General features: G+C 66.5%; 14 protein-coding genes and 3 pseudogenes. 12 read left to right on the forward strand and 5 right to left on the reverse strand.

What is annotated here, in order from left to right; genetic code table 11:
* Positions 1-332 precede the first annotated feature (332 nt).
* Positions 333-1,397: an SGNH/GDSL hydrolase family protein gene (locus tag ABZY44_RS14415; RefSeq protein WP_356653460.1), complete on the forward strand. Its 1,065-nt coding sequence runs from the start codon at positions 333-335 to the stop codon at positions 1,395-1,397.
* A 66-nt stretch (positions 1,398-1,463) separates the two neighbouring features.
* On the forward strand, positions 1,464-2,234 hold the full coding sequence (locus ABZY44_RS14420; protein ID WP_356653462.1) for a class I SAM-dependent methyltransferase: 771 nt from the start codon (positions 1,464-1,466) through the stop codon (positions 2,232-2,234).
* 30 nt (positions 2,235-2,264) lie between these two features.
* Here the strand turns inward: ABZY44_RS14420 and ABZY44_RS14425 are convergent, their stop codons facing one another.
* Positions 2,265-3,164 carry a LysR substrate-binding domain-containing protein gene (locus ABZY44_RS14425; RefSeq protein ID WP_356653464.1) on the reverse strand — a complete coding sequence of 300 codons (900 nt, stop codon included), beginning with the start codon at positions 3,162-3,164 and terminating at the stop codon, positions 2,265-2,267.
* Between the two features lie 340 nt (positions 3,165-3,504).
* A complete protein-coding gene (locus ABZY44_RS14430) occupies positions 3,505-4,272 on the reverse strand; it encodes a methyltransferase domain-containing protein (RefSeq protein WP_356653466.1) in 768 nt (255 codons plus the stop codon).
* A gap of 92 nt (positions 4,273-4,364) precedes the next feature.
* Between ABZY44_RS14430 and ABZY44_RS14435 the strand changes: the two genes are divergently transcribed.
* The 5 genes and pseudogenes from ABZY44_RS14435 (at position 4,365) to ABZY44_RS14455 (ending at position 18,735) form a co-directional block, all read left to right on the forward strand.
* A complete protein-coding gene (locus ABZY44_RS14435; protein ID WP_356653468.1) occupies positions 4,365-4,892 on the forward strand; it encodes a helix-turn-helix domain-containing protein in 528 nt (175 codons plus the stop codon).
* 165 nt (positions 4,893-5,057) lie between these two features.
* A pseudogene (locus ABZY44_RS14440) lies at positions 5,058-6,560 on the forward strand (ISL3 family transposase).
* 101 nt (positions 6,561-6,661) lie between these two features.
* A complete protein-coding gene (locus ABZY44_RS14445; protein ID WP_356653470.1) occupies positions 6,662-6,823 on the forward strand; it encodes a hypothetical protein in 162 nt (53 codons plus the stop codon).
* Between the two features lie 1,359 nt (positions 6,824-8,182).
* Positions 8,183-18,205, forward strand: a complete 10,023-nt coding sequence (locus ABZY44_RS14450) for a LamG-like jellyroll fold domain-containing protein (protein WP_356653472.1) — start codon at positions 8,183-8,185, stop codon at positions 18,203-18,205.
* Positions 18,202-18,735 (forward strand): hypothetical protein, encoded by a 534-nt coding sequence (locus ABZY44_RS14455; protein ID WP_356653474.1) that lies wholly within the window; start codon positions 18,202-18,204, stop codon positions 18,733-18,735. Before ABZY44_RS14450 ends, ABZY44_RS14455 begins: the two co-directional genes overlap by 4 nt.
* 211 nt (positions 18,736-18,946) lie before the next feature.
* Here the strand turns inward: ABZY44_RS14455 and ABZY44_RS14460 are convergent.
* Positions 18,947-19,703 (reverse strand): annotated as a pseudogene (locus tag ABZY44_RS14460) (transposase family protein).
* A gap of 274 nt (positions 19,704-19,977) precedes the next feature.
* Here ABZY44_RS14460 and ABZY44_RS14465 point away from each other — a divergent pair.
* Positions 19,978-20,709, forward strand: a complete 732-nt coding sequence (locus tag ABZY44_RS14465) for a hypothetical protein (protein WP_356653476.1) — start codon at positions 19,978-19,980, stop codon at positions 20,707-20,709.
* A 420-nt stretch (positions 20,710-21,129) separates the two neighbouring features.
* Positions 21,130-21,213 (forward strand): annotated as a pseudogene (locus ABZY44_RS14470) (IS5/IS1182 family transposase); the annotation flags it as partial.
* 223 nt (positions 21,214-21,436) lie between these two features.
* Here ABZY44_RS14470 and ABZY44_RS14475 read toward each other — a convergent pair.
* The gene (locus tag ABZY44_RS14475; protein ID WP_356653478.1) at positions 21,437-22,018 is read right to left on the reverse strand and encodes a TetR/AcrR family transcriptional regulator; all 582 of its coding nucleotides are present in this window, start codon (positions 22,016-22,018) and stop codon (positions 21,437-21,439) included.
* A gap of 597 nt (positions 22,019-22,615) precedes the next feature.
* Between ABZY44_RS14475 and ABZY44_RS14480 the strand changes: the two genes are divergently transcribed.
* Both ABZY44_RS14480 and ABZY44_RS14485 read left to right on the forward strand, forming a co-directional pair.
* Positions 22,616-23,134 carry an RICIN domain-containing protein gene (locus ABZY44_RS14480; protein WP_356653480.1) on the forward strand — a complete coding sequence of 173 codons (519 nt, stop codon included), beginning with the start codon at positions 22,616-22,618 and terminating at the stop codon, positions 23,132-23,134.
* 157 nt (positions 23,135-23,291) lie between these two features.
* The gene (locus ABZY44_RS14485; protein WP_356653482.1) at positions 23,292-23,807 is read left to right on the forward strand and encodes an RICIN domain-containing protein; all 516 of its coding nucleotides are present in this window, start codon (positions 23,292-23,294) and stop codon (positions 23,805-23,807) included.
* A 215-nt stretch (positions 23,808-24,022) separates the two neighbouring features.
* Here the strand turns inward: ABZY44_RS14485 and ABZY44_RS14490 are convergent, their stop codons facing one another.
* On the reverse strand, positions 24,023-24,319 hold the full coding sequence (locus ABZY44_RS14490) for a hypothetical protein (RefSeq protein ID WP_356653484.1): 297 nt from the start codon (positions 24,317-24,319) through the stop codon (positions 24,023-24,025).
* Between the two features lie 143 nt (positions 24,320-24,462).
* On the opposite strand from ABZY44_RS14490, the gene ABZY44_RS14495 reads away from it, so the two are divergent.
* Positions 24,463-24,627, forward strand: coding sequence for a hypothetical protein (locus tag ABZY44_RS14495; protein WP_356653486.1), 165 nt, complete (start codon positions 24,463-24,465; stop codon positions 24,625-24,627).
* Positions 24,628-24,820 lie beyond the last annotated feature (193 nt).

The raw sequence follows: 24,820 nt of genomic DNA on the forward strand, positions 1-24,820 counted from the left end.
GAGCCGCCGATACGAGGCATCGGACACGGCGGTTGCCCCGCCGAGCGTGCGACTGCCTGAACCGCGCCACGAACCACCGGCCCCGCTCGTGCCGTAGCCCGTCCTTCCCTTTCAACCAACCGCATACGAAAGAGCACATGATGCGCGCCGTCCTCCGACTGCCTCTGGCCGCCGCCACTTTGGCCACTCTCCTGATCGCCGCCCCGGCGTCTGCACACACGGCCACCGCCTCCCCGCGAGCACACTGGATCGCCGGATGGAGCACGGCCGTCCAACGTCCCTCCCAGAGCTGGTACCCGACCTGGGCGGAGGCGGGCTTCCACGACCAAACCGTGCGTCAGACGGTAAGAGTGGGCACGGACGGATCCGACCTGCGGGTACGCCTGTCCCATTCCTTCGGAACGACCCTGCTGAGCCTGACCGGTGCCACGGTCGGCATATCCGACGGGGGCGCCGCCGTCCGGCCCGGGAGTGTCCGCACGCTGACCTTCGACGGATCCGCCGCCCCTTCGATCCGTCCCGGGGACCGGCCTGCCAGCGACCCGGTCCGGCTTCCGGTGAAGGCGGGTGACCGGCTCAGCATCACCCTGTTCTTCAAGGGTCCCTCGGGGCCCGCCAGCTTCCACAACGTGGCGATGGAGACCGCGTACCGGGCCGAGGGCGACCACCGCGCAGACGTGGGCGCGGACGCGTTCACCCAGGAAAGCTCGTCCTGGTACTTCCTCGACGGCGTCGATGTCTCCGCGAAGCCGGCGGGAGGCCGGCGGGACGCGATCGTCGCCTTCGGCGACTCCCTCACCGACGGCGCGGCCTCGACGCCGGGAGCCGACAACCGCTATCCCGACCAGCTCTCCCGCCGCCTGTCCGCCGAGGGACGTCAGCGCCCGGTCCTCAACGCCGGCATCGGCGGCAACCGAGTACTGAGCGACTCCGCTTGCTTCGGAGAGAAGGCCACGACCCGGTTCCGGCACGATGTCCTCGACCAGTCCCGCGTGGGCACCGTGATCGTGCTGGAGGGAACCAACGACATCCTGATGGGTGAGATGGCCGCGAACGCCTGCACCACCACGAACCGGCGGGTGACGGCCGGCGAGTTGATCGAGGGCCATCGCGCGCTGATCCGCGCGGCCCGCGCCCGCGGGATCATCGTCATCGGCGCGACCCTTCCGCCCGGCAAGGGCCTGGAGAGCGGAACCGCCGCCGAGACCCGCGCCGCGCTCAACCAGTGGATCCGCACCAGCGGCGCGTACGAAGCCGTCGTGGACTTCGATCGCGTCCTCGCCGACCCTCTGAACCCCGAGCGGCTGCTCCCCGCCTACGCCAGCGGGGACGGACTGCACCCCAACGACGCCGGCTACCGGGCCATGGCCGATGCCGTGAACCTGGATTCCCTGTAACTCCCTTCACCGAGTCGCCGCGCTTGCCGCGTGCCATCGGACCGCCGACCAAAGGACTCCATCCCCGTGACCACCGCTTCTGAGCACTACGACCGGCTGCTCGCCGCGCACTACACCTGGATGCTCGGCAGCGACATCCACGCCGTCGCACGCGACCAGGCCGAACTCCTTCGAGACCTGGGAGTACAGCCTGAGGCGGGCGGGGACGCGGCCATCGACCTCGGGTCCGGGCCCGGTCCGCAGACGCTGGCTCTGGCACACCTGGGGTTCTCCACCGTCACGGCCGTGGACCTCAGCCGGGCCCTGCTCGACGAACTCCTCGGGCATGCCGAGACCGCGGGCGTCGCGGGGGCCGTACGTACCGTGCGAGCGGACCTCCTGGATGCCCTGCCGCACGTGGCCGGACCGGGCACCGCGGCCGCGATCGTGTGCATGGGTGACACCGTGACCCACCTGCCCAGCCCCGCCGACGTCCGCTCCCTCCTGGACAGCGTGACGCACGCCCTACGCCCCGGTGGGCACCTCGTGGTCACCTTCCGCGACCTCACCGAGGAGCTCCGCGGCGATGAGCGGTTCTTCTCCGTACGCTCCACCGAGGAGCAGCTGCTCACCTGTTTCCTGGAGTACGTCGACGACGAAACGGTCATGGTCCACGACCTGCTCCAGACCCGGTCAGGGGGCGAGTGGCGTCTCCAGGTCGGCAGCTACCCCAAGCTGCGGCTGGCCTCGGCCTGGCTGAGCGGCGAAGCCCGACGTGCCGGCCTGCAGGTCCGCCACACCGGGGCGGGCCCCCGGGGCATGCGCATCCTCCACGCGGTCAAGCCGATCAGGGGGTAGCGGACATGCTCCGGCTGTCCGGCGTTTCGGTCACTGATACCCGAATTCCTGCGGCCCGAGGTCCCGTACGACTTCGGCGAGGGCATGGATGGGTTCGTTTCCGGATTCGGTACGCCATAGCAGGGCGTAGGACAGTGGCAGCATGTCCCGGATGGGCAGCCAGGCTATGTGGGTCAGGGCCCAGTGCCGGGTGACGTGGGCAGGGAAGGAGTGAACGATCTCGCCGGTGCCTACCAGATGGATCAGGTCGTCGCTGTTGGTGATGCTCTCGCTTCGTTCGATCGTTCGGCCTCGTGGTGTCTGGAACGGCAGGTACCGGTCCTCCCAGTAGTCCGGCATCAGAGATGCCATCGCATGGGGGCGGTCGGCCAGGGTCTCCAAGGTCACCGACGATCGTGAGGTCAGCGGGTCTTCCTTGGACACGGCGAGCAGTCGGGGGTCGGTGAAGAGCACGGGTCCGGCGGTGAGGTCCGGCTCCTCGACGGGCAGCCACCCGACCATGACGTCCAGCGTGCCGTTACGGAGGCACGCGAATGGGTCGACGTAGGGGGCTCGGCGAATCTGCAGTTCCCACTGGGGATGCCGCGTGCGGAACGTCCGCCAGTAGTGGTGGAGTGCGACAAGGTTGAAGGGCAGCATGCCGACCCGCAGTACCCCCGCCACCCCACGGGCGGTCATCCGGGCGCGCTCCAGGCTGCCGCAGATACCTGCGTACAACGGCCGCAGGTCGTCTCGCAGCTGGCCCCCCAGCGACGTCAACCGCACCTGCCGGCGGTTCGCGCGATCGAAGAGCATCCCTCCGAGCCGCCGCTCCTGCTGGGCGATGGCCTGGCTCACCCGTGCCTGGGATACCTGCAGTCGAGCGGCCGTGCGGGCGAAGTGCAGCTCTTCCGCCAGGGTCAGGAAAATCTCGATGTCCCGCAGTTCCATCGGCGGTCCTCCCTGCGTACGGCGCGTCTCATCGGTCTGCGCCCGACGTTCACGCCGGGTGTGGGCCAGGACGGAAGAGGCTGCGCGCGCTTCGGCGGCCTCGCCTCACCCAGCCGCGGGCAGAAGGGGTCGAGGTCTCGAGAACCGCCCGTTCCGGCCCCGTCAGAAACCTCGCAGCACGTACGGAAGTGCGACCGCTTCTTCTCCACCACATCTCGTCGCGCTTACGCCCTGGTCAGCGCGCACATTAGCTGATGCCCACGCATCGGACGGCAGCCACCCCCGCTGCCGCCGCTCCTGCGCTCGGCGGTGAAGTTGAGCGCGAGGCCGCGGGCATGGCTCACGCCCGGCGAATCCCGTACCCCAGGTACGTCACCAGTGGTTTGCCGTCCGATTCGATGACCATGCCGACCAGTTGCGGCAGCTGACCGTCCGTCACCGTGCCGCGCTTGCGCCCGCGCGTCGCACGCACCAGGTCGCGCACGTCGCGCGGCTTGAAAGCCGAGACGTCCTTCGCGGACAGCCCCGCCCGGTCGAGGGCCTCGGCGAGTTCCGCCGGACGGCGCAGCCGCTGTGCGGCGTAGCGGCCACGGGGCATGATCCGCGTGGCCGGGAGAGTCTGGAAGGCTCCAAGATAGATGAGACGGGACACGAGCGTGCGGTTCACCGTGTCGTACACGAAGGCTCCTCCGGGGCGCAGCAGGCGTGCGGCCTCCGCGAGGACCATGCCGGGCCGATCGGTGATTTCGAGGGTGTCGGCGCAGTACACGAGGTCGAAGGAGCTCTCCGCCAGGTCGAGGTGCTCCGCCGGGGTCGTCAGGTAGGTGACGCCGCGCCCGGCATCCGCGTTCCGGGCGAGGGTGGTCGCGGCGGGGGACGGATCGGCGGCGACCACCTCGAACCCGAGTCCAGCGAGGCCGCGGGCCAGAAGGCCGCGCCCGCTGCCCATGACGAGCGCACGGCCGGTCTCCGGCGCGAGGTCCGACTCATCGATCACGCGGCGCAGGTAATCCATGCGTACCGACTGGAAGGTCAAGGCGCGGATGTGGCGGCCGTCGACGGCACCGGGGGCGTCCGAGTCGAGTGCGATGTGCGGGGCGATGGTCATGGCGGGCTCCCTCGTCAATCAGGTCAAGTTCCCTCAGGAAACTTAACATTGACGAGTTCCCTTAGGGAATGCGCGGGCGCTACGGTGAGCGCATGGCCCGTACCTCCCTCTCCTCCGTCGCGTGCTCGATCGCCCGCGCGACCGACCTGTTCGGCGACGCCTGGACAGCCCTGATCATGCGAGACGTCCTCGTCGGCATCAGGCGCTTCGACGAGCTGGCGGAGGACTTCGGCATCTCCCGCAAGGTTCTCGCGGCGCGACTGGCTCGGCTGGTCGAGGAAGGCGTGCTCTCGCGCGAGCGGTACCAGGCGAGCCCGCCGCGGGAGGAGTACGTGGCCACGGAGAAGGGCCGGGAGCTCTACCCCGTCCTGCTGACGCTGATGGCCTGGGGCGACAAGTGGTACGCGGCGCCCACAGGTCCGCCCGCCCGCATCCGCCACGACACCTGCGGACACCTCACCATCCCGGTCGTGACCTGCGAAACATGCCGTGATCCGCTCACAGTGGCCGACACCACGCAACTACCCGGCCCCGGCGGACACACAGGGCCGGGAACACTGCTCCTGGGACCGCTGATCGCCGCGCGCGGGCAAGAAGCCCGAATCCGCCGGAGGGAATGACCTCTTTTCACCCTCATCGGCATGTGGGTGGACAAACACCGATGTGGCCTCACCGCCCCGGGCGGGACTGTAAAAGAAACGGCTCTGGCCCGTAGTCGGTGGTGACGCCGAGTAGCCATCCGCGATCATGGTCTTGTGATGGATGTCAACTCTCTTATCGGGACGGTGTTTTCCGGGCTGTCGGCACTGGTCGTCGAGGACGTGACGGACGACGGTGACAAGGTGATGGTCACGGCCCGCACCCGGGATGTGGCGGTGCCGTGTCCGGTGTGCCGAACGCCAGCGGCGAGGTGCACGGGTACCACCGCCGGACGGTGCGGGACGTGCCGGTCGACGGCCGCCCGGTCGTCGTCCACCTGCGGGTACGAAGGCTGGCCTGTCCGGTTCTGGGCTGCTCCCGGCAGACCTTCCGTGAACAGATTCCCGGACTGCTGAAGCGTCATCAGCGCCGCACTGTGCGTCTCGCCGGGCAGATATCGCAGGTGGCGCGGGAGTTATGCGGCCGGGCGGCCGCACGCCTGGCCGCTCTGCTGGCCGTGCCCGTCTCCCGCAGCACCGCACTGCGCCATCTGCGGCGCCTGCCGCTGCCCGAGCAGGCCATCCCGCGGGTGATCGGCGTGGACGATTTCGCCCTGCGCCGCCGCCACCGCTACGCCACGATCATCACGGATGCCGAGACCGGCCGACGCGTCGCGGTCCTGCCCGACCGAGAGATGGCCACCCTGGAGTCCTGGCTGCGCGAGCATCCCGGTAGAGGTCGTATGCCGGGACGGCTCGGCCACCTACGCCGAGGCCGTCCGCCGTGCCCTGCCCGACGCGGTGCAGGTCAGTGATAGATGGCACCTCTGGCGCAACCTCTGCGACAAAGCCCAGCTCGAGGTCCGCGCGCATGCCGGCTGCTGGGCCACCATCAACCCGCCTCGCCCCGGCGGAGTACGCGAGCAGACCACCCGCGAACGCTGGAACAAGATCCACGATCTCCTCGGCCAAGGTATCGGCTTGCTCGACTGTGCTCGCCGCCTGGGCCTGGCCCTGAACACCGTCAAACGCTATGCCCGCATGCCCGAACCCCAGGCCCTGCGCCTCACCCCTGCCTACCGGCCCACCCTCGTCGACCCCTACCGCGAGCACCTGCGCCAGCGCCGTGCCGAAGAACCAGCCGTTCCGGTCACCCACCTTCTCGAGGAGATCCGGGAGCTGGGCTACACCGGCAGCGCAAACCTCCTGGTCCGCTACCTCAACCAGGGCCGCGCCGAAGGCGACCGCCCCGTCACCACGGTGCGTCACGCCGGCCGCCTCCTCCTCACCGACCCCGAGAATCTACGCCCGAAGGAAACGGCCCTGCTGGAGAAGATCGCCGCAGCGTGCCCGGAGATGACCGCACTCGCCGATCTCATAAGCGATTTCGCCGCTCTGCTGAAACCAGCCGAGGGCAACGACACGAAACTCACCGATTGGATCACAGCCGCCCGCGCCGTCGCCCTGCCCCACCTGCGCAGTCTCACCAACGGGCTCAAAATCGACCGGCCCGCCGTGAACGCCGGCCTCACCTTGCCCTACCACAATGGCCGCACCGAAGGCGTCAACACCCGCACCAAGAGAATCATGAGACAGATGCACGGACGCGCCGGATTCGACCTTCTCCGGCACCGCGTCCTCCTGCCCTGACGGCTACCCGGCGTCACCACCGACTACGGGCCAGAGCCGAACGTTTTACAGTCCCGATCCTGCCGGTCATCTCCCGCAAGGGCACCCCGAACATCAAGGGGATGGGCAAGCTCCGCTACGTCGTGGAGCAGACCTTCGCCCTGCTCCACCAGTTCAAACGACTCGCCGTCCGCTGGGAACGGCGCACCGAACTCCACGACGCGTTTGTCTCCCTCGCCTGCAGCCTCATCTGCTGGCGCCGCCTCAACAAACCCGAATCATGATCGTGTTACGAGCTCTCTGGAAGGCTGATGTATCCCGCCCGGACAAAGGGAGACCACGGGCGCCTTCACCGTCGTTGTGTTGGTCCGTACGGCTGCCTTCACGCCGAGCCAGCGTCGGCGGCTGGCAGGGGTTTTGGTCGCGTCGGCTGATGCCGGGCCGTGACGGTGGTCGCGGGTGGTAGTGGAGGCCACCACCGATCGGGAGGAGGTACGCGCGGCGCTGCGTGGTCCGGTCGGGGCCGGTATGACGGCGGAGCGGCTGAGGGCTTCGCTCCCGCGCTGCCGTCCCCGGGTGACGGCCTCCGCGATCGGCCACCTGGTCCGAGCCGGTCTGCTGGTGTAGCTCGGCGGGGACGTCGAGTTCCCGGACGTGCACTCAGGCCTGGTGCCCACCCCTGAAAACCTCAGTAGCCGGCCGTCGCATCGCAGGATACGGACGTCGTGTATGGCGTCTCTGTTGCTCCAGCTCGGGCTGCGCGGATCCGGCCGGAGGTCGACCCCGAACCGCTTTGGCTCGTCGCGTGTCAGCATGCAGATCGAACCGGCCGTTGACGGGTGGATTGGGTGCGGCGGTCTCCGCTCCCGTTCCTGGCGCCGAGAGAATCTCGCAGATGGCCCGAAGGTGGTGCGGTGTCGCTTAGTGATCCTCCTCACCGAGTTGTAGGCATGCGGCTCTGGAATTGCATCGGTCCGTCAGTAAATGGATCCATCTGTGGGGCGCAGTTTCGGATGCCTGGCGTGAGTGGAATCTGTGGAGCTGTTGTGTGCTTGCTGTGAGTGTGGATATGAATGGCCCCCTCTTGATCGTTCTTGTGGGGGATCCCTGTGCGCGTCGCGCGTCCGTTCGTTGTAGTCGTTGCCTTCGTCATGGCCGTTCTAGCCGGTACGGAGCAGGCCGCGCTGGCCGTGAATCAGTGGGACGCTGCCGGCAAGGTTCCCGGGGCAGGACAGCGGCCGGAGCAGGCCTGGGGCTCGGCGAAGGGCCGCGGACATGACGTTTCCGGGGATTCCACCGATGCGAATGCGGGCGGCGGGCGTAGTGGCGCGCAGAAGGCTCCTGGCGAGCTGATGCCCACCGGAGCTCCGGCGCCGGTCGAGCTGGGCGGCCAAGCTCAGGCGCCGGTTCCGCAGGTCAAGGCGGTGGAGGCCCCTGCGGGGGCTGTGGCCGTGCCGCCTGGGTTCGATCAGAAGCGCAGTGTCGAGCTGCCCGATAAGCGCGAGCAGCGGGCGCGGACCTTCAGGAACATCGACGGAACTTTCACGACGCGCTATTTCGATGAGCAGGTCAATTTCCTTTCCCGTGAAGGAAGTTGGAAGGCCATTGATACGACCCTGGCTCGTCCCAAGGGGGCCTGGGCTTTGGGCGCGTCGGGTTCCGGTTGGGAGCCGCAGTCGACGGAGGCTCCGCTGTTCCTCGGCGAGTACGCGGACGGCAATCCGCTGGTACGAGTCAGCGCGGGGAGCGGGTACTCCGTCGGCTACGGCATCGAAGGTGCCGCGCATTCCCAGGGCCGGGTCGAGGGCAGCACGATCACCTACCCGGACGTGCGGCCGTCCACGGATGTCGAGCTGGTAGCGGGCGCTGAGTCCGTCAAGGAAACGCTGCTCCTCAAGGACCAGAGTGCCCCGAGCCAGTGGCGGTTCCCGTTGTCCCTGGTCGGGCTGACGGCAAAGCTCGACGGCCACGGCAACGTCATCTTCCTCGACAAGGATGGCAGCCAGCGCAGCTGGATGCCGTCCGGGTGGATGGAGGACTCCAACCGGGGTGAGCACTCCAACGAAGGTGCGATCTCAACCGGCGTCACCTACAGCCTCCTCGAGGAGGGCGGCCGCCAGATCCTCGTCGTCACGCTCGACACCCAGTGGCTGACGGCCCCGGAGCGCGTCTACCCGGTGAGGGTGGACCCTCCGGTCGAGGTGACGGGTGTCCGGGCGAACTCCGGGACCTTCGTCCAGTCGCCGTACAACGCGAACAACTCCGGCAACCCTCTCCTCAAGGTGGGGACGCCCGACTCCGGCGCATCCAAGGCCGCGGCGTTCCTCCGCTTCGACAACGTCAACAGCACACTGAGGAACGCGTGGGTCATCGCGGCCAACTTGAGCCTGTACAACTCATGGTCCTACTCGTGTAACGCGCGACCGGTCACCATCCACGAAATCACGTCAAACTGGGCAGAGGGTTCGACCACGACGATGCCTGGTCCGGCGACGGGTCCGGCACTGGGCTCGAAATCGTTCGCCCACGGCTGGCACCCCCAGGGGGCGAGCAACTGGACGTGTGCACCTGAGTGGGAAACGATCCCGCTGGGCGAGTCGGGCCGGCAGATGGTTGATGACTGGACTCATGGCCGCAGGGCGAACTACGGGCTCGCGGTAAAGGCGTCGACGTCGGACTCCTTCAGCTGGAAGCAGTTCTATTCCGACAGCAACAGCGAAAACGGGGGTTCGGGCAAGCCCAGCCTCGACGTGACCTGGACACAGTACGGCGCCACCTACCAGCTCGGTGGCTTCGTCAAGCCCATGACCGCGACCTCCGAGGGCACGTTCAAGGTCACCGTCACCAACAAGGGCATCGCCACCTGGCCTGCGGGCGGCAACTACAAGCTGCGCTACGACCTCTACGACGCCAACAATAATAACGTCGGTGACTGGAGCAAGATCCGCTGGACAGCCATGCCCCAGGACGTTCCGTCAGGCGGCTCGGTGACTCTCGACGCGACGATCGCGCCGCTGACTCCTGGCACTTACACGCTTGTCTGGACGATGGACGACTACGGCGCTAGTTCGTTCCGCGCAGCGGGAGTCCCTGGTGCCGGGCTCCGCTTTGACGCTGTCAACATTCCCCCGCAGATCACAGGCCTCGCTCCCGCGAGCGGCGCCCTCACCGACAACCTGACCCCCACACTGTGGGCGTCGGCCACTGACAAGGACTTCTTCCCCAACGCTCTGACCTACCAGTTCGAGGTGTGTGAGGTCCAGGGCGCGGACAGCCGCAGGAACTGCCGCCAGTCCACGCCCGGGTCCTCACAGAGCTGGATGGTGCCCGCCGGCTGGCTGAGCTGGTCCAAGACATACGCGTGGTACGCCTACGCCAGCGACGGCCAGGACAAGTCGGCGCAGACCCAGCCGTCGATGCTGACGACCCAGGTCCCCCAGCCGGTGATCACCTCGCACCTCGGCGGAGCGGACAATGGCCGCAGCTTCGGTGAGGCCGCCGGCAACTACGCGACCGCGGCGACCGACGCTTCCGTACCGGTGGTGGGCCCCGAGCTCACGGTGGTCCGGACGTACAACTCTCAGGACCCCCGCCAGGCCAACGCCTTCGGTGCCGGCTGGGCGACCCGCTGGGACATGCGGGCCAAGCCTGAGGCCGACGGAAACATCGTCATCACCCTCGCGGGCGGGAGCCAGGTTCGTTTCGGCCGCAATAGTGACGGCTCCTACAGTGCCCCCTCGGGCTCAATGGGTGTCCTGACGGCGATTGCCGGCGGGGGCTGGACGCTGCGTGACGCGAGCGGTGCCCTGTACACCTTCGACGCCGAGGGCCTGCTGAAGAAGACCACCGACGGCCACGGACGCGAGCAGACCCTCACCTACACCGATGGTCTGCTGACGAAGGCTACGGATGAACTGTCCAAGCGGTCGCTGACGTTCACCTGGAGTGCCGGGAACGTCAGCTCGGTGTCCACCGACGCGATCGGTCCCGGTGCCCCGGCACTGACTTGGACGTATACGTACAGCAACGGGCGGCTGGCGAAGGTCTGCCCGCCTACATCGGCGACCGCGTGCACGGTCTACGAGTACACGACCGGTTCGCAGTACCGCAGCATGGTCCTCGACGCCAACCCGGTCTCCTACTGGCGGATGAACGAATCCGACGGAGAGAGCGCAGCGAGTGAGGCAGTCTCGCGGACCGGCCTGAACGCCGGCCGCTACCGCGACGTCGGCCTCGGCAACCCCGGTGCCCTCACAGGGACGGGCAACAAGGCAGCTGCCTTCAACGGCACCACCTCCCACGTGGAGATACCGGAGGCCACACTGTCCTCCTCGAAGATCCTCACCGTGGAACTGTGGTTCAAGACGGCCAAGCCCAGCGTCCTGGTCGGACTCCAGAACAAACGGCTCGGCGAGCAGCCCACCCGCTGGAGCCCTGCCCTGGCCATCGACACCAGCGGAAAACTCCGCGGCGGCTTCGACCTGGCTGACGGATGGAAGAACCCGCTCGCCTCGCCGAACACGGTCACGGACAACACCTGGCACCACGCCGCACTCACCAGCACCGGCACCAGCGAAACCCTCTACCTCGACGGCCAGGCCGTCGGATCGCGCACCGGCACCGTGGACCACAGCTCCAAGACGTTCGCCTACCTCGGCGCGGGCTTCTCAAGCCCCGAATGGGACGACAACCCCGACCGGACCGTCCGCTACTTCGACGGCACCATGGACGACGTCGCCATCTACCACCGCGCCCTGGACGCCGGCGCGATACGCGCCCACTACGACGCACGCACCGCAACCTCCAAGCTGACCAAATCCACCCTGCCCTCCGGCAGGACCGGCGCCCAGGTCACCTACGACAGCGACACCGAACGCGCCACCCAGGTCACCGACGCATCGGGCGGCACCTGGCAGATCTCCGCACCCCAGTACTCCTCGGGCTCCCAGGCCTACGACAGCACCGTGCAAGCGGCCGGCCCGGTCAACTACTGGCGCCTGGGCGACAGCAGCGGCGCCGCCGCGGCCGACGAGATATCCAGCGGCGGCAACGGCTCCTATCGCGAAGGCGTCACCCTCGGCTCGGTCGGCGCGTTCCTGGACGGCGACAACGGCTCGGTCACCCTCGACGGCGCCAAGGGCGCGATCGACGTCCCCGCCGAAACCATCAGCGGCGCAACCGCCCTCACCCTCGAACTGTGGTTCCGCACCGACAAGCCCAACGGTGTACTCCTCGGCCTCCAGAACACCGAACTCGGCACCACCCCCACCGCCTGGAACCCCAGCCTCCTCATCGACTCCGACGGAAAACTCCGCGGCGAACTGTGGCGCGGCACCAAGGGCGACCAGATCACCAGCACCACCCAGGTAACCGACAACGCCTGGCACCACGCGGTACTCACCGGCGGCACCACCGGCCAGACGATGTACCTGGACGGCGTCAAAATCGGCTCGATGGCGGGTGCGGCCAAGCCGGAAACCCTGGCGCACGCCTATCTCGGCGCCGGCTACTCCAGCCCCGAGTGGGACGGCCAGACGTACGCGACACGCTATTTCTCCGGCCAGCTCGACGAAGCCGCCTTCTACAACAAGGAACTGGACGCCGGCGCGGTCGCGGACCACTACAAGGCCCGCACCCGTCTCGTCACCGGAAACGGCGCCCAGTACCAGGGCACCGTGATGGCCGATACCCCCTCCAGCTACTGGCAGCTCGACGAGACCAACGGCACCCGCGTCGCCAACAAGATCGCGGCCACTGGCGGCAACGGCACCTACACCAAGGCAACTCTGGGAACCCCTGGAGCCTTCGGTGTCGGCGACCGGCCGGCGGCCGAGTTCACAGGAGACGGATACGCCGCACTCCCCGGCGCCCACCTCTCCAACACCGACCTCTCGGCCGAACTCTGGTTCAAGACCACCAAACCCGGCGTGCTCCTCAGCGACCAGAGCCACGCCATGCCCGACCCCGGCACCAGCTACGCCCCCGTGCTGTACGTCGGCTCCGACAACAAACTCCACGGCCAGTACTTCACCTTGGGTGTCGGAGCCACCAACACGTCACCCACCACGGTGACGGACGACCAGTGGCACCACGCCGCGATCACCGCCCAGGGCTCCACCCAGACCCTCTATCTCGACGGCAACCAGGTAGCCCAGGCCGCCAACGTGCCGGTCCACCACCAGTCCAACACGCGCACCTACATCGGAGCAGGCTTCACCCAGTACTGGCCCGCCTCTCCCGGCAACGGCGTCAACTACTTCACCGGCCAGATCGACGAAGTCGCCCTCTACCCGCGCACCCTCACCAGCGAGCAGATCACCAAGCACTACAGCGCCCGCACCCGCGCCTCCGGCTCCTCCCTCGCCGCGACCGTGAGCGTCACCGATCCCACCGGCGCCAAGACCAGCAGCACCTACGACGCCGTGCGTGGCCAGCGCCGCACCGCCTCCACGGACGCCGACGGCGGTGTCACGACCTACGCCTACGACACGGGCGGCTTCCTCCACACAGTCACCGACCCCAACGGACACGCCACCGTCACCGGCCACGACGAGCGCGGCAACACCGTCTCGACCACCACCTGCCGAGACGCGGACTCCTGCTGGACCACATTCGCCGACTACTACTACAACGCGGCCGACGAGCTAGACCCGCGCAACGGCAAGCAGACCGCAGTGCGCGATGCCCGCTCCGCCAACGCAGCCGACAACCGCTTCAAAACGGCCACGACCTACACCGCCCTCGGACGGCCCGAGTCGACGGTACTCCCCGACGGTCGCACGTCCGCCACGACGTTCACCAACGGCACCGAGCCCGCGATTGGTGGCGGCACCACCCCTCCCGGCCTCGTCGCGACTGAGAAGTCCCCGGGCGGAGCAACCGTCTCCTACGCCTACTACGCCAACGGAGATGTAGCACAGGCCGCCACGCCGTCCGGACTGGTCACCAAGTACACCTACGACGGCATCGGACGGAGCCTCTCCGAGACCCAGGTCTCCACCCTCCAGCCCACCGGCACCACCACCAGCTACGAGTACAACGCCATGTCCCGGATCACCTCCGAGACAGCCCCGGGTGTGAAGAACGAGATCACTGGTGTCACCCACACAGCCCGCGTCACCCGCACCTTCGACGGCGACGGCTACCTACTGACCGAATCGACAGAGGACACCACGGGCGGCGACCCCAAGCGGACCACCACCTACCGGTACAACACGCACGGGTTCAACGACAGCGTCACCGACGCGGCCGGCAACGAGACCACCTACGGCCACGACGCACTGAGCCGCGTCAACCGAGTCACCGATGCCGCGGGCAACGTGGTGACACACACGTTCACCTCACGCGGACAGCTAGCCCAGTCCACCCTCAAGGACTGGACCGGCCACCCCCAGGGCGGCCAACCCCGCGACTTGGTCATTGCTTCCCACGCGTACGACCCTGCAGGCCGCCTCGCCTCAACCACGGACGCGATCGGTGCCACCACTGCCTTCACCTACTTCGACGACGGACTCGAGGCCACGACAACAGCCAAGGCCGTCACCCAGGCCGACGGCACCAAGCGCGACATCATTGTCGAAGCAAACACCTACGACGGCGCGGGACACCTCACCCAGCAGACCACCGGCGGCGGACGCGCCACATACGCGCACACCGTCGACGCCACAGGCCGCACCACACGATCGACCTTCGATCCGGACGGCCTGAACCGCGCTGCGACCTTCGAGTACGACGCGGACGACCACCCGACCGTGCAGAGCCAGACCATCGATTCCACGGGCAAGAAGCTCACGACGACCACCGAATACGACACGGCGGGCAACCCGACCAAGGCGTCAGTCACCGACGGCACCGCCACCCGCACCTCCAGCCGAACCTACGACCAGCGGGGCAAGCCCCTCACCGAAGTCAGCCCGAGGGGCAACACCACCACCAACCGCTACGACGCCCTCGGCCGCCTGGTCGAGCAAACGGCACCCTCGGTAAACGCTGAAGAGAACGGCGCAGCGGCCACCCTCGTCGCGCCTAAGACTCTCACCGGCTACAACACATTCGGCGAGGCCACACAGGCGCGCGACCCGCGCGGCTCCACCGCCCTCACCGAAGTCGACATACTCGGCCGCCCTGTGACCGTGACCCTGCCGGACTACACGCCGCCCGGCGGTCAGAAGATCACTGCAACCTCCCGAACCGCGTACGACAACCTCGGCCACGTCACGTCGACAACCGACCCGCTCGGGCGCACCACATACTTCACATACGACCAACTTGGCAACCTCGCCAGCAAGACCGACCCGGCACTCGGCACGGCAGGCACCACCCTGCAAGCCCCGGGAACCACCACCCTCAACGGCACCACCACAGCCCTGTCCGGCGGCGGAGTCAGCACCTACAGCTGGACACCGACCGGCCTGCCCCTCTCAGCCACCGACCCGACCGGCGCGCGTACCGAGTCCACCTACGACGAACTCGGCCGCCAGCTCACCGCGACCACCATCGAACGCAAGCCCACACTCCAAAACCTGGTATCCCGCTACACCTGGGACGACGCGAGCAACCAGACCGCATCCACCACCCCTGGCGGGCGCCGGACCACAGCCACGCACAACCCGGCCGGCGAAGTCCTTACGGTCACTGACCCCCTGGGTGGTGTCACCAAGTCGGCCTACGACGGCCTCGGCCGCACGATCGCCACCATTGATGCCACCAACCGTAAGACCACAACCGCCTACGATCTCCTGGGCAACCCCACGTTGGTCACCGACTTCGGCACGGGGGATACCGCGCTTCGTGCGACCTCCTCCGAGTACGACGCCGACGGCAATGTGACGGCATCCACCAACGCCAACGGCGCCCGCAGCGCCTACACCTACGACGCCCTCAGTCGGATGACCAAGCAGATCGAGCCGATCAGCGCGACGGATTCCATCACGACCACCTTCGGATACGACGCGGCGGGCAACCGCACGCGCCTGACCGACGGCCGCGGCAAAGAGACCTACTACACCTTCACCCCCTGGGGCCTGCCGGAATCGACCATCGAACCGGCCACCAGCCAGCACTGGACACCGGACGTCCGCACCTGGACCACGCTCTACGACGCCGCCGGGCAGGCGGTCACCGAACTGCTACCCGGAGGCGTCAAGCGCCAGCGCACCTACGACGCCCTCGGCCGCCTCACCGGCGAGACCGGGACCGGTACCGCGGTCACCACCCGCCCCCGCACGCTCGCCTACGACCTCGCCGGCCGCATGACCAGCTCCGGCACCAACGGCGCCCTGGCAAACAACACCTACACCCACAACGACCGCGGCCAGCTCCTCACGTCCAACGGACCCAACGGAAACTCCGAATACGGCTACGACGCCGACGGATTGATGACCTTCCGCAGGGACGCAGCCGGCTACACCTCCTACTACGGCTACGACCTCGCCGGCCGACTCGGAGGCCTCACGGACCCCCTCACGGGGACCGAACTCTGGCGGTCCTTCGATGCCGCGGGCCGCATCACCCTGGAGAAGTACGCCCGGTCCAACGGCAGCGACTACAAGATCGACGCCAAACGCGACTACAGCTACGACAGCCTCGGCCGCCTCACCAAGGACTCCGTCTCCCGCACGGCCGGCGGAGACGTCCAGGGCATGGCATACGACTACGACCTCGTCGACCAGCTCGTGAAGAAGACCACCACGGGTACTGCGGGCGCGGCGGCCAACACCTACACCTACGACCTCGCCGGCCGCATGTCCTCCTGGGGCGACGGCGCCACCAACACCCCATTCGAGTGGGACAAGTCCGGCAACCTCACCAAGCGGGGCACCCTCGCCGGTACCTACGACTCACGCAACCGTCTGGAAACCTGGGGCACGCAGACCTACGCCTACAGCGCCCGCGGTACCGAGAAGACCGTTACCGACTCCGCGAACGCCAACGCCACGCAGCAGATACAGTCCGACGCATTCGAACGCACCATCACCAATGGCGCCAGCACCTTTGCCTACGACAGCCTCGACCGCGTCCTGACCTACAACGGCACCGCCTTTACCTACGACGGTGGCTCCAACAACTTGGTCACCGACGCCACCACCACCTACGCCCGCACCCCCGACGGCACCATCCTCTCCACCGCCACGACTGGTCAGACCGGCACCGCCCGCCTTGCCGTCACCGACCAGCACGACGACCTCGTCGCCAGCCTCACCCCTGACGGCACGGCCCTCGCCGGCTCCCGCACCTACGACCCCTTCGGCAAGACCACCGCCACCAGCGGCAGCAACCCCAACATCGGCTACCAGTCCGGCTGGACCGACCCCACCAGCGGCGAAGTCAACATGGCCGCCCGCTGGTACCAGCCCGGCATCGGCAGCTTCACCAGCCGCGACACCCTCCAACTCGACCCCACCGAGTCCGCCCTCAACGCAAATCGCTACGCCTACGGCGGCGGCAGCCCTCTCAACGGAACCGACCCCACAGGCCACAACTTCGACGGGCGGGGAGGCGGAGGCCCCGGCGCCGGCGGCCGCGGAGGAGCTGGCAGCGGCGGAAGCAGCGGCGGAGGCAGCACCGGACGAGGACCCCTCCGACCGTCTTCCTCCACCCGCCCCGGCCCAGCTGCACGCAGTGAGCTCAGCGACAAAAGGGCGATGCGCCAGTCGACCCGCCCCGGCACCCGGCCTTCGGGCGCTCGACCCAAGGACATCGGTAGGGGCACTGTCACCCGCCCGACCAGCTCCCGGGGTCCGACGGGGACCCGGCCTACCACGACTCGTCCCCAGAGCCCTGGCCGAACAAACGGTGGCAAGTCCGGTGGTGTGAAGGGCGGAGGCACGAAGCCCACGGGCACGAACCCCGGCACCAGCACCCAGCCCCGCTCAGCCCCCAGGCAGAATCCCAACGGCCGCCCCAAGCCCGCACCAGCGCCGACGCACGTCCCCAAGCCGAACTGGGGGCTCGCCGCCAAGGCCGCCGCCCTGGTCCTCGAGCAGGCTGTCACCACCATCGTCCTGCCGACGCTGTATGAGGAGGACCTCGACTTCACGCCGGACTCGGAGCTGGCCGCTGACTACAGCCTTGGTCTGCACATCACAGTCGACGAGTGGAACGAAGCGGAGATGACGCAGTCGCCGGTGAACCGATCCGATTGCCGCAAGGGAAATTCGGGCGTCTTCTATATGCCGCTCGACAAGTACGGTCGAGCCCAGGGTGCCCGTGCCTGCCTGAATCAGGGAGACTTCAATTATGTGGACGATAAGAAGGGGAATTGGGCTCTCGATACCGACCCCACTCTAATTGTCGGTTCTCCCGCCGAGAATCTTTTCGAGTCCCCCAGAGGGGTAATAGGTTGGAATAATAAGCCGCAAGGTTGGAGTGGGGACCCGCTCGATCGCGGTCATCTAATTGCTAGATCGCTTGGCGGCTCCGGAGAAGACCTGAGAAATCTCACGCCTCTGTACTATACGGCCAATCAGGTCGTAATGTACGCCACCGAGAAGAAGATCGCGGCCATGGTAAAGAAGGAGACGGTATACTACAGCGTTACTCCGGAGTATGTGGGAAGTAATCCTGTACCGATGCGGCTTTATATAGGATGGATCGGAAGCGAGAGCGGTCCGGGATTCACGATTATAGAAAATACTCCCCAATCCTCGAGGAGGAAGAAAAAGTGACGGACTGGCCCCAGGAGATTTTGGATCTGGTTTGTTGGCGCTCGCTTTCCCTTGATATTTCTTGGAGGGAGCTGGAGGAGGAGCTTGAAACTCCCCTGCCTGAGGATTTCAAAGTACTCTGCGAGGCGTTCGGGCGGGGTGTATTCTGTGGCCACGTTGTGATCGCTTCATCGTTCGGCGGAGATGATCTGGCTCTTCTGGATGATCTATTTTCCTTCCAGGATGCGATGGAGGCAAATCTAGATATCTCTCAGGCGTTCGCCCCATTCGATGTGTTTAGGGTGGGATCTACTGGCCTCATTCCATGGGGTAGGACACTTACCGAGGAGTCATTTTTCTGGCTTGCAGGTCCGACGAAACCCTCTACTTGGCCTGTTGTTACTATGACGGATGACGGTATTTGGTCTACATTCAATCTGTCGACTTCAGAATTCTTGTTCAAAGTGCTTTCCGGGCTCTACGAAGAGTTCGGAGTCGTTCCTGGTGTCGATCTTCGCTATGAGCCAGCACAACGGCCATCCGAGGGCTGAGGTGAATCCGTCCTGGATCACGCAAAGCTTCCGTCGTTTCGAGGTCCTGGGAGTCGCGAATTGCACTTCGGGAGCTGGCGGAGAGCCTGTTCTCGGCACTGACCGCTGCACATAGCATTCAGACACCAGGCTCCCTTCACGGGTGGGTGCACCGGGACGTCAAGCCGTCCAATGTGCTTTGGCTTGACGGGGGACTGATCTTTTTCCAACCTCACGTTGAGGCGTGGTGAAGGGCGAGGACGGCCTTCACCACGTCGGTGATTCGGTTGGTGCTACAGCGGAGCTTTCGCAGGAGGCGCCAGCCCTTCAGGACGGCCATGGCCTGCTCGCCGACGCAGCGGATCTTGGCGTGGCTGCTGTTGTGACGTCGCTTCCACCGCTTGAGCCGGCGGCCCCGGAAGGGGACCCGGATGTGCGGGCCGGCCCCTTGGTACGCCTTGTCCGCCCAGCATTTCACTCCCGCGGCGGCGAGCGCGTCGACGATCCCGTGGCTTCGGGCGGCCGTCAGGTCATGGGTGGAGCCCGGCAGGGCGGCCGAGGCCCAGAGCAGCCGGCCGAACGGGTCGGTGAGGACCTGCACATTCATGCCGTGACGTTTGTGCTTGCCCGAGTAGTAGGGGGTGTCCGCGGCGATCCGGTCGATCGGCAGAAGGGTGCCGTCCAGGATCACGAATGCCTTCTTCCGGGCCGCCTCCATCACCTTGGCCAGGGTCGGTGCGAGAGCGGCCAGGACTTCGATCGCCTCGCGTATGTACCGGTAGACGGTCGCGATGCCGATGCCGAACCCAGCGGCGAGCTGGGCGTAGGTGTCGCCGCACCGCAGATGGGCCAGGGCCAGCAAGGCCCTGGCGGCCGGCGGGCAGTCGCCGCCAGCGCGTACCGATCTCCCGTCGCTGGGCTGAGAGCTGCTCGGTCAGGTGCCGCAGCGTGCTGCTGGGCAGATCGATCGAGGACGGGTAAACAAGCACGGAAGCTCCTGGCGGCACGGGTGATCTTGGTCGAGAACCCGTCTACCAGGAGCTTCGTCGTTGCGTACAGCCCCCCGACCTCCAACGCTCCGACATCCCAGTCAGGTTGGAAAAGGCTCGTTGCCGCCCTCCCGTCCGCCCCACCATGACGACGGTCAGGCAGCGTACGTACACAACCCGCCGAGCTGGTCATGCGGGCGCAGAATGCACGCCGCCCGACGTGTCGTTCTGGATTACCTCCACACGCAATGAGAGCCTGCACCCGGGAGGCTCCATGAACCATGACCACCAAGGCGAAGAACCCCCAGACGGCCCCAGGACCGAAGACCAGCGTCAGCGCAAACCCTGGTGGAAGCACGTCTGGGTCTGGGCCGCCACAGTGATCGCCGGAGTCGCCAGCACCGTCATCGCCGCGGTGATCACCGAAAAGATCGACAACAACGACCCACCCAAACTCCGCCTCACCAACGAGCGATACGTCCGGCCCTTCACCGACGAAGGAGCATTGCGTCCGCCATTCAAGGCCGACCCCTCGCGCACGGCAAAAGAGGGCCACTGCGATGCCGCATCGCTCTCCTCCACCGACCCGGCAGCCTGGCGCTGCGGCTACGGCACACCGGTCTCCAACCTCGCCGACCCCTGCTGGACGCACGCCCTCAAGGCCGTCTGCCTCCTTTCCCCGTGGGATCCGGATGTCCTGATCATCGACGAAGTGAAACTCGCCCCCAGAGTCCAGGTCTCGACCAAGCAAGGCACCCAGCCTTGGGCACTGGAGATCAAGGACCCCGTCGGCGGCGACGCTCTTCGCTGCTCGTGGGCCGGCGGAGCGACTTCGCTGATCGCCGGAAAGCGGGTGAACTGGCGCTGCATGAACGATGACGACACAGTCATCGGTGACGCAGCCGGCGACGTCGTGCAGTCGAAGTCAGACCCGTGGACCGTGCTTTATAGCCCCGGCAGCTCCTCCGAGGTACAGAAGGCGGAGATCCTCACCATCTGGTACTGATCTGCGGCGCCGGTAGTAGAAGCTCGAGCGGGAAAGGCCGAGGATGTCGCAGAGCCGCTTCACGCCGTGACGCCGCTGGTGATCTTCAACGAACTGGCAGCGGTTCACCAGCGCGTCTCCGTCGCGAAATACCGGGCCGCCTTGCGGAGAATGTCACGCTCTTCCTCCAGATCACGGATCCTCTTCCGGGCCGAGGCCAGCTCCGCCTGAACGTCGTCGACGCCGGCCCGGTCAGCGGCTGACGCTGCGGAGGGGGTGCCGGGCCGGCGCCCGTCGGCGGCCTTGATCCCAGTTCCGAAGTGAGCCTTTTCCAACCTGACTGGGATGTCGGAGCGTTGGAGGTCGGGGGGCTGTGCGCAACGACGAAGCTCCTGGTAGACGGGTTCTCGACCAAGATCACCCGTGCCGCCAGGAGCTTCTGTGCTTGTTTACCCGTCCTCGATCGATCTGTCCAGCAGCACGCTGCGGCACCTGACCGAGCAGCTCGCAGCCCGGCGACGGGAGATGCGCGCAGGGCAGCGGCCGTCCTCGCCCCGGTGGTGGTCGAAGCGGTGGTGGCCCATTGGGTGCCTGAGTGGTCCGAGGTGATCGGGCGGCCTGCGGGAGGCCGTCAAGGCGCTTGTGACGCTCCGCCGGGGCCGGGGCGGGCGGCCGCGCGGCTAGCAGGTCGGCGGGGCCTGCGGGCCCCGCCGACGTCCCGCGCCCGGAGTTTGAAGTCCTGTGGGGTTCAGGCCATCGATGCTGGTGCAGGTGTCAGCGCGGGCAGGAGCGCGGCGAGGACCGTTTCCATGTAGGCCTCGGGGAGGGGGCGGGTGCGCAGGAGCCAGGTGTGGTAGATCGGACCGTAGATGATCTCGACCGCGAGTTCGAGGTCCAGGTCGGTGCGGATCTGTCCGGCGTCGCGGGCTTTGGCGAGGCGGGCGACGCATTGGTCGATGGACACGCGCAGGATGCGGGCGACGCCCTCGGCCGCGGGCTCGTCTGACTGGGCGGCGCTGATCAGTCCTCGCCAGATCGTGCCGAACTCGGTGGTGAACATCTGCATGACGCTGGCGGTCTGCGTGACCATGTCTGCATAGATGTCCCCGGTGTCGGGATAGCCGGCGGAGGCATCCCGGGCGTTCTCGACGGCCTCGATGAGGATGGCCGCCTTGGAGGGCCACCAGCGGTAGATGGTCGTCTTGCCGACGCCTGCACGGGCCGCGATCCCCTCGATGGTGACCGCGGCGAATCCACGCTCGGCGCACAAGCTGAAAGCGGCTTCGATGATGGCCTGACGTGCCTCTTCGTTACGGGTGGCGGGACTCACGGAGTGACCTTATCCAACGCCACGTCCTGTGTTGACAGCCGCAGGTTCCGGCCTCACAATGATCACGCTACGATGCGTTTCGTATCGGAAGCGCAGCGGGGGCGTCGCCGATACCCACTCCCGGGTATCGGAACGACGCCCACGAGATCTGCCGTTGCAACAGCTCCCGATCTGCGGGAGGTGGAGGCGCAGTGAGGCGGAGCTGTGTCGCTTCGAGAAATAAGGCGTGAGAGGGCGAGACCCGGCGCCGGGGGCAGAACCATCGGGCCGCCCGAGCAAGCAGCAAAGCCTGCCGTTGATGTCCGGTCCGGGGCGGCGGTATCTGCCCCCGATGCCCAGGGGCGGGCTTTAGAGCGGTACTCAGTACGGCGGGACTTCGTAGCCGTGGGGGCATTGCGTGGCCCCTCAAGCGCGTGGGTCTGGTCCGCGAAACCTGCCCGGGTCAGCGGAATGCACTATAGCTTCAGGTCCTGAGCTGATCCGCGAGTGATTTCCGCGAGTGGTTTTGAAGCATCCCATGGATCCACATGTGCGTGATCACGTACGCTGCCTGACCATTTCGACGCTACAGGTGCGTCACATTAAGACGATGGGGGAATGATTTTCTTGAGGAAATTTTCGGGGATTCTCGGCCGCATTGCGGCTGTGGGTGCACTGTTGTTGGGGTCGCTCGGAGTGCACTTCAGTACAGCAGCGCCGGCATCGGCAGATGAGGGCTGGTTCATGCTGGGCAACTACAGGAATGGACTGTGCATGCATGCCAGTTCTGGTGGTGGTGCGGGCGCGTGGGTGACTCAGGAAAACTGCAACCAATACGAAACCCGTCAGTGGTGGCGCTGGATGTATATGGGCCACACCCAGGTGTTGCAGAATTATTCCGGGATGTGCCTTGACTCGTACAACGGGAACAACCCTGGAACTGTGATCGTATATTACTGTAATGGAGGGAGTACTCAGTATTTCGTGTGGTTCAGTGAATCTCGGACCCTGGAAGTGAACTTTGCTGGGGATGCCGTTGAGCCTCCTAGCCTATCGAACAAGCCGGGTACACAGTTGATTATGTGGTCGAGGAACGGAACTCCTAACCAACAGTGGTGGTCACAGAGACTTAGTTGAGGAGCGGCCGTGCCGCCCCAGGTTCCTAGCGTGGGGTCGCGTCCCCGTATCCGCCTTCCGCACTGCCCTGTGGAGTGGGCCCTGATGGCGTGGTCCAGAACTCCGACGGGCAGCTTTTGTGACACTTGTGAATTTCATACAGAGGGGGTCTTTTACCTTGAAGAGTAAGGTTTTGCGTTCGCTGGGCCGATTTGCTGCTGTAGGGGCATTGGTCATCGGTTTTGCTGGGGTGGGTGCAGTATCAGCTACTCCTGCTTCGGCAGCCTCCAACTGGTTCAATCTGGTCAATGGAGGTACGAACATGTGCATGCATGCAAGTTCCGGTGGTGAGGCCGGTGCGTGGGTAACGCAGGAAGATTGCAATTTTAATGAGCCGCGCCAGCGCTGGACCTGGAACTGGGACGGGGCCGGCCGCAAGGTGCTGCGGAACTGGTCCGGGTATTGCCTTGAGGGATATAACGGCGAGAATCCTGGGACTCTGATTGTCTGGAATTGCACTGGGGTGGATAGCCAGGCCTGGTATTGGGGCGAAAACTATGACCTCCAGAACTACGGCTACTTCAGCGGGCGTTCAGTCGAAGTGCCTGGCAAATCCCATAATCCGGGCACTCAATTGATTCTGTGGCCCACGAACGGGACCTCGTTCCAGCGTTGGATAGCCCACTACGTATAAAGACAGTTCGCCGATCGGCAGCTCCTGCGGACCGTGACCTTGGCAGGACCGCCCCGCGCAGCGGATTACTGAGGTTGAATCCGGCCGGGTCCTCTACGAGTTCATGAACGCGACGGTCAACCCGAACGGCCGGCTCGGCTCGATCGAGATGGTTCCCTCAGAGGCGACGTCGCGCGGCTCCCGCTGAGACGCCGAGCGCGTCCTGAAGTTGGGCGTCAGCCCGTCGTGGGCGGCCCGTCTTCGTAAGCGAAGACGGTTTCGGACACAGGTGAGTCCTCCGGATCCCAGCCCGGGGGGCTCACCTGCGTGGCGCCCGGATCGAGGTATCCGCCTTCTCCAGGGTCCCGGTGAACATCCGCGTAGACGAGAACCTGTACGTCCTGCTCGCTGTGGGTTCGCCGGAGCCGGCAGGGGCCGCTGGACAGGAACAGGTCGGAGATGAGGCGGGAGGCTTCGAGTGCAGCCTTCTCGTGGCCCCGGATCTCGATCGTGGTCACGCTTTCGTCGCTCATGACTTGGGCAACCGTGGGGTCGCCCTACAGGTTCCGGGCGGTGGACGGGACCACTCCATCGGGCGGCCCCGTCCGGGCGGGAAGCACGGCACGAGCTTGTACCTGGACCCGGCGCTACGACCGGCACCCGGTCCGGGACCGCGATGGCCGCTGCTCATGGCGCCGGCATCGCGGCGACCGTCCTCTCCCAAGGGACCCCGGCCAATCAGGTGGATGCGAAGATCAAAAGCCTGGCCACGAAGAACGCGGTAGCGGGCTTTAATAGCGCGACGCCCAACATGCTGCTCTTCAGCGGCTCCTCGGGGTAGGTCCTGGCCTCTGGCCCCCGCCGAGCTGCTCCGGCACGGCGCCGGCCCGGAACTCCCCCAGGACCGGGATGTGGTCGTGGAGCGTGCCGGGGAAGATTCCTAGGGCCTGTGTGATGTCGTGATCAGCTTCTAAGTTCTTCCCCCTGCGCGGGGTGGAATCCGGTAGGACTGTGGTCGTGACGCGTAGGCAACT

The organism is Streptomyces sp. NPDC006544, from assembly GCF_040611715.1.
Taxonomy (GTDB): Bacteria; Actinomycetota; Actinomycetes; order Streptomycetales; family Streptomycetaceae; genus Streptomyces.

Bases quoted from the DNA above. Each gene is read 5' to 3' on its own strand.
- ABZY44_RS14425 (WP_356653464.1), bottom strand. From the start codon at position 3,164: ATGGAACTGCGGGACATCGAGATTTTCCTGACCCTGGCGGAAGAGCTG.
- ABZY44_RS14430 (WP_356653466.1), bottom strand. From the start codon at position 4,272: ATGACCATCGCCCCGCACATCGCACTCGACTCGGACGCCCCCGGTGCC.
- ABZY44_RS14435 (WP_356653468.1), top strand. From the start codon at position 4,365: ATGGCCCGTACCTCCCTCTCCTCCGTCGCGTGCTCGATCGCCCGCGCG.
- ABZY44_RS14445 (WP_356653470.1), top strand. From the start codon at position 6,662: ATGGGCAAGCTCCGCTACGTCGTGGAGCAGACCTTCGCCCTGCTCCAC.
- ABZY44_RS14465 (WP_356653476.1), top strand. From the start codon at position 19,978: ATGAACCATGACCACCAAGGCGAAGAACCCCCAGACGGCCCCAGGACC.
- ABZY44_RS14480 (WP_356653480.1), top strand. From the start codon at position 22,616: ATGATTTTCTTGAGGAAATTTTCGGGGATTCTCGGCCGCATTGCGGCT.
- ABZY44_RS14490 (WP_356653484.1), bottom strand. From the start codon at position 24,319: ATGAGCGACGAAAGCGTGACCACGATCGAGATCCGGGGCCACGAGAAG.
- ABZY44_RS14495 (WP_356653486.1), top strand. From the start codon at position 24,463: ATGGCCGCTGCTCATGGCGCCGGCATCGCGGCGACCGTCCTCTCCCAA.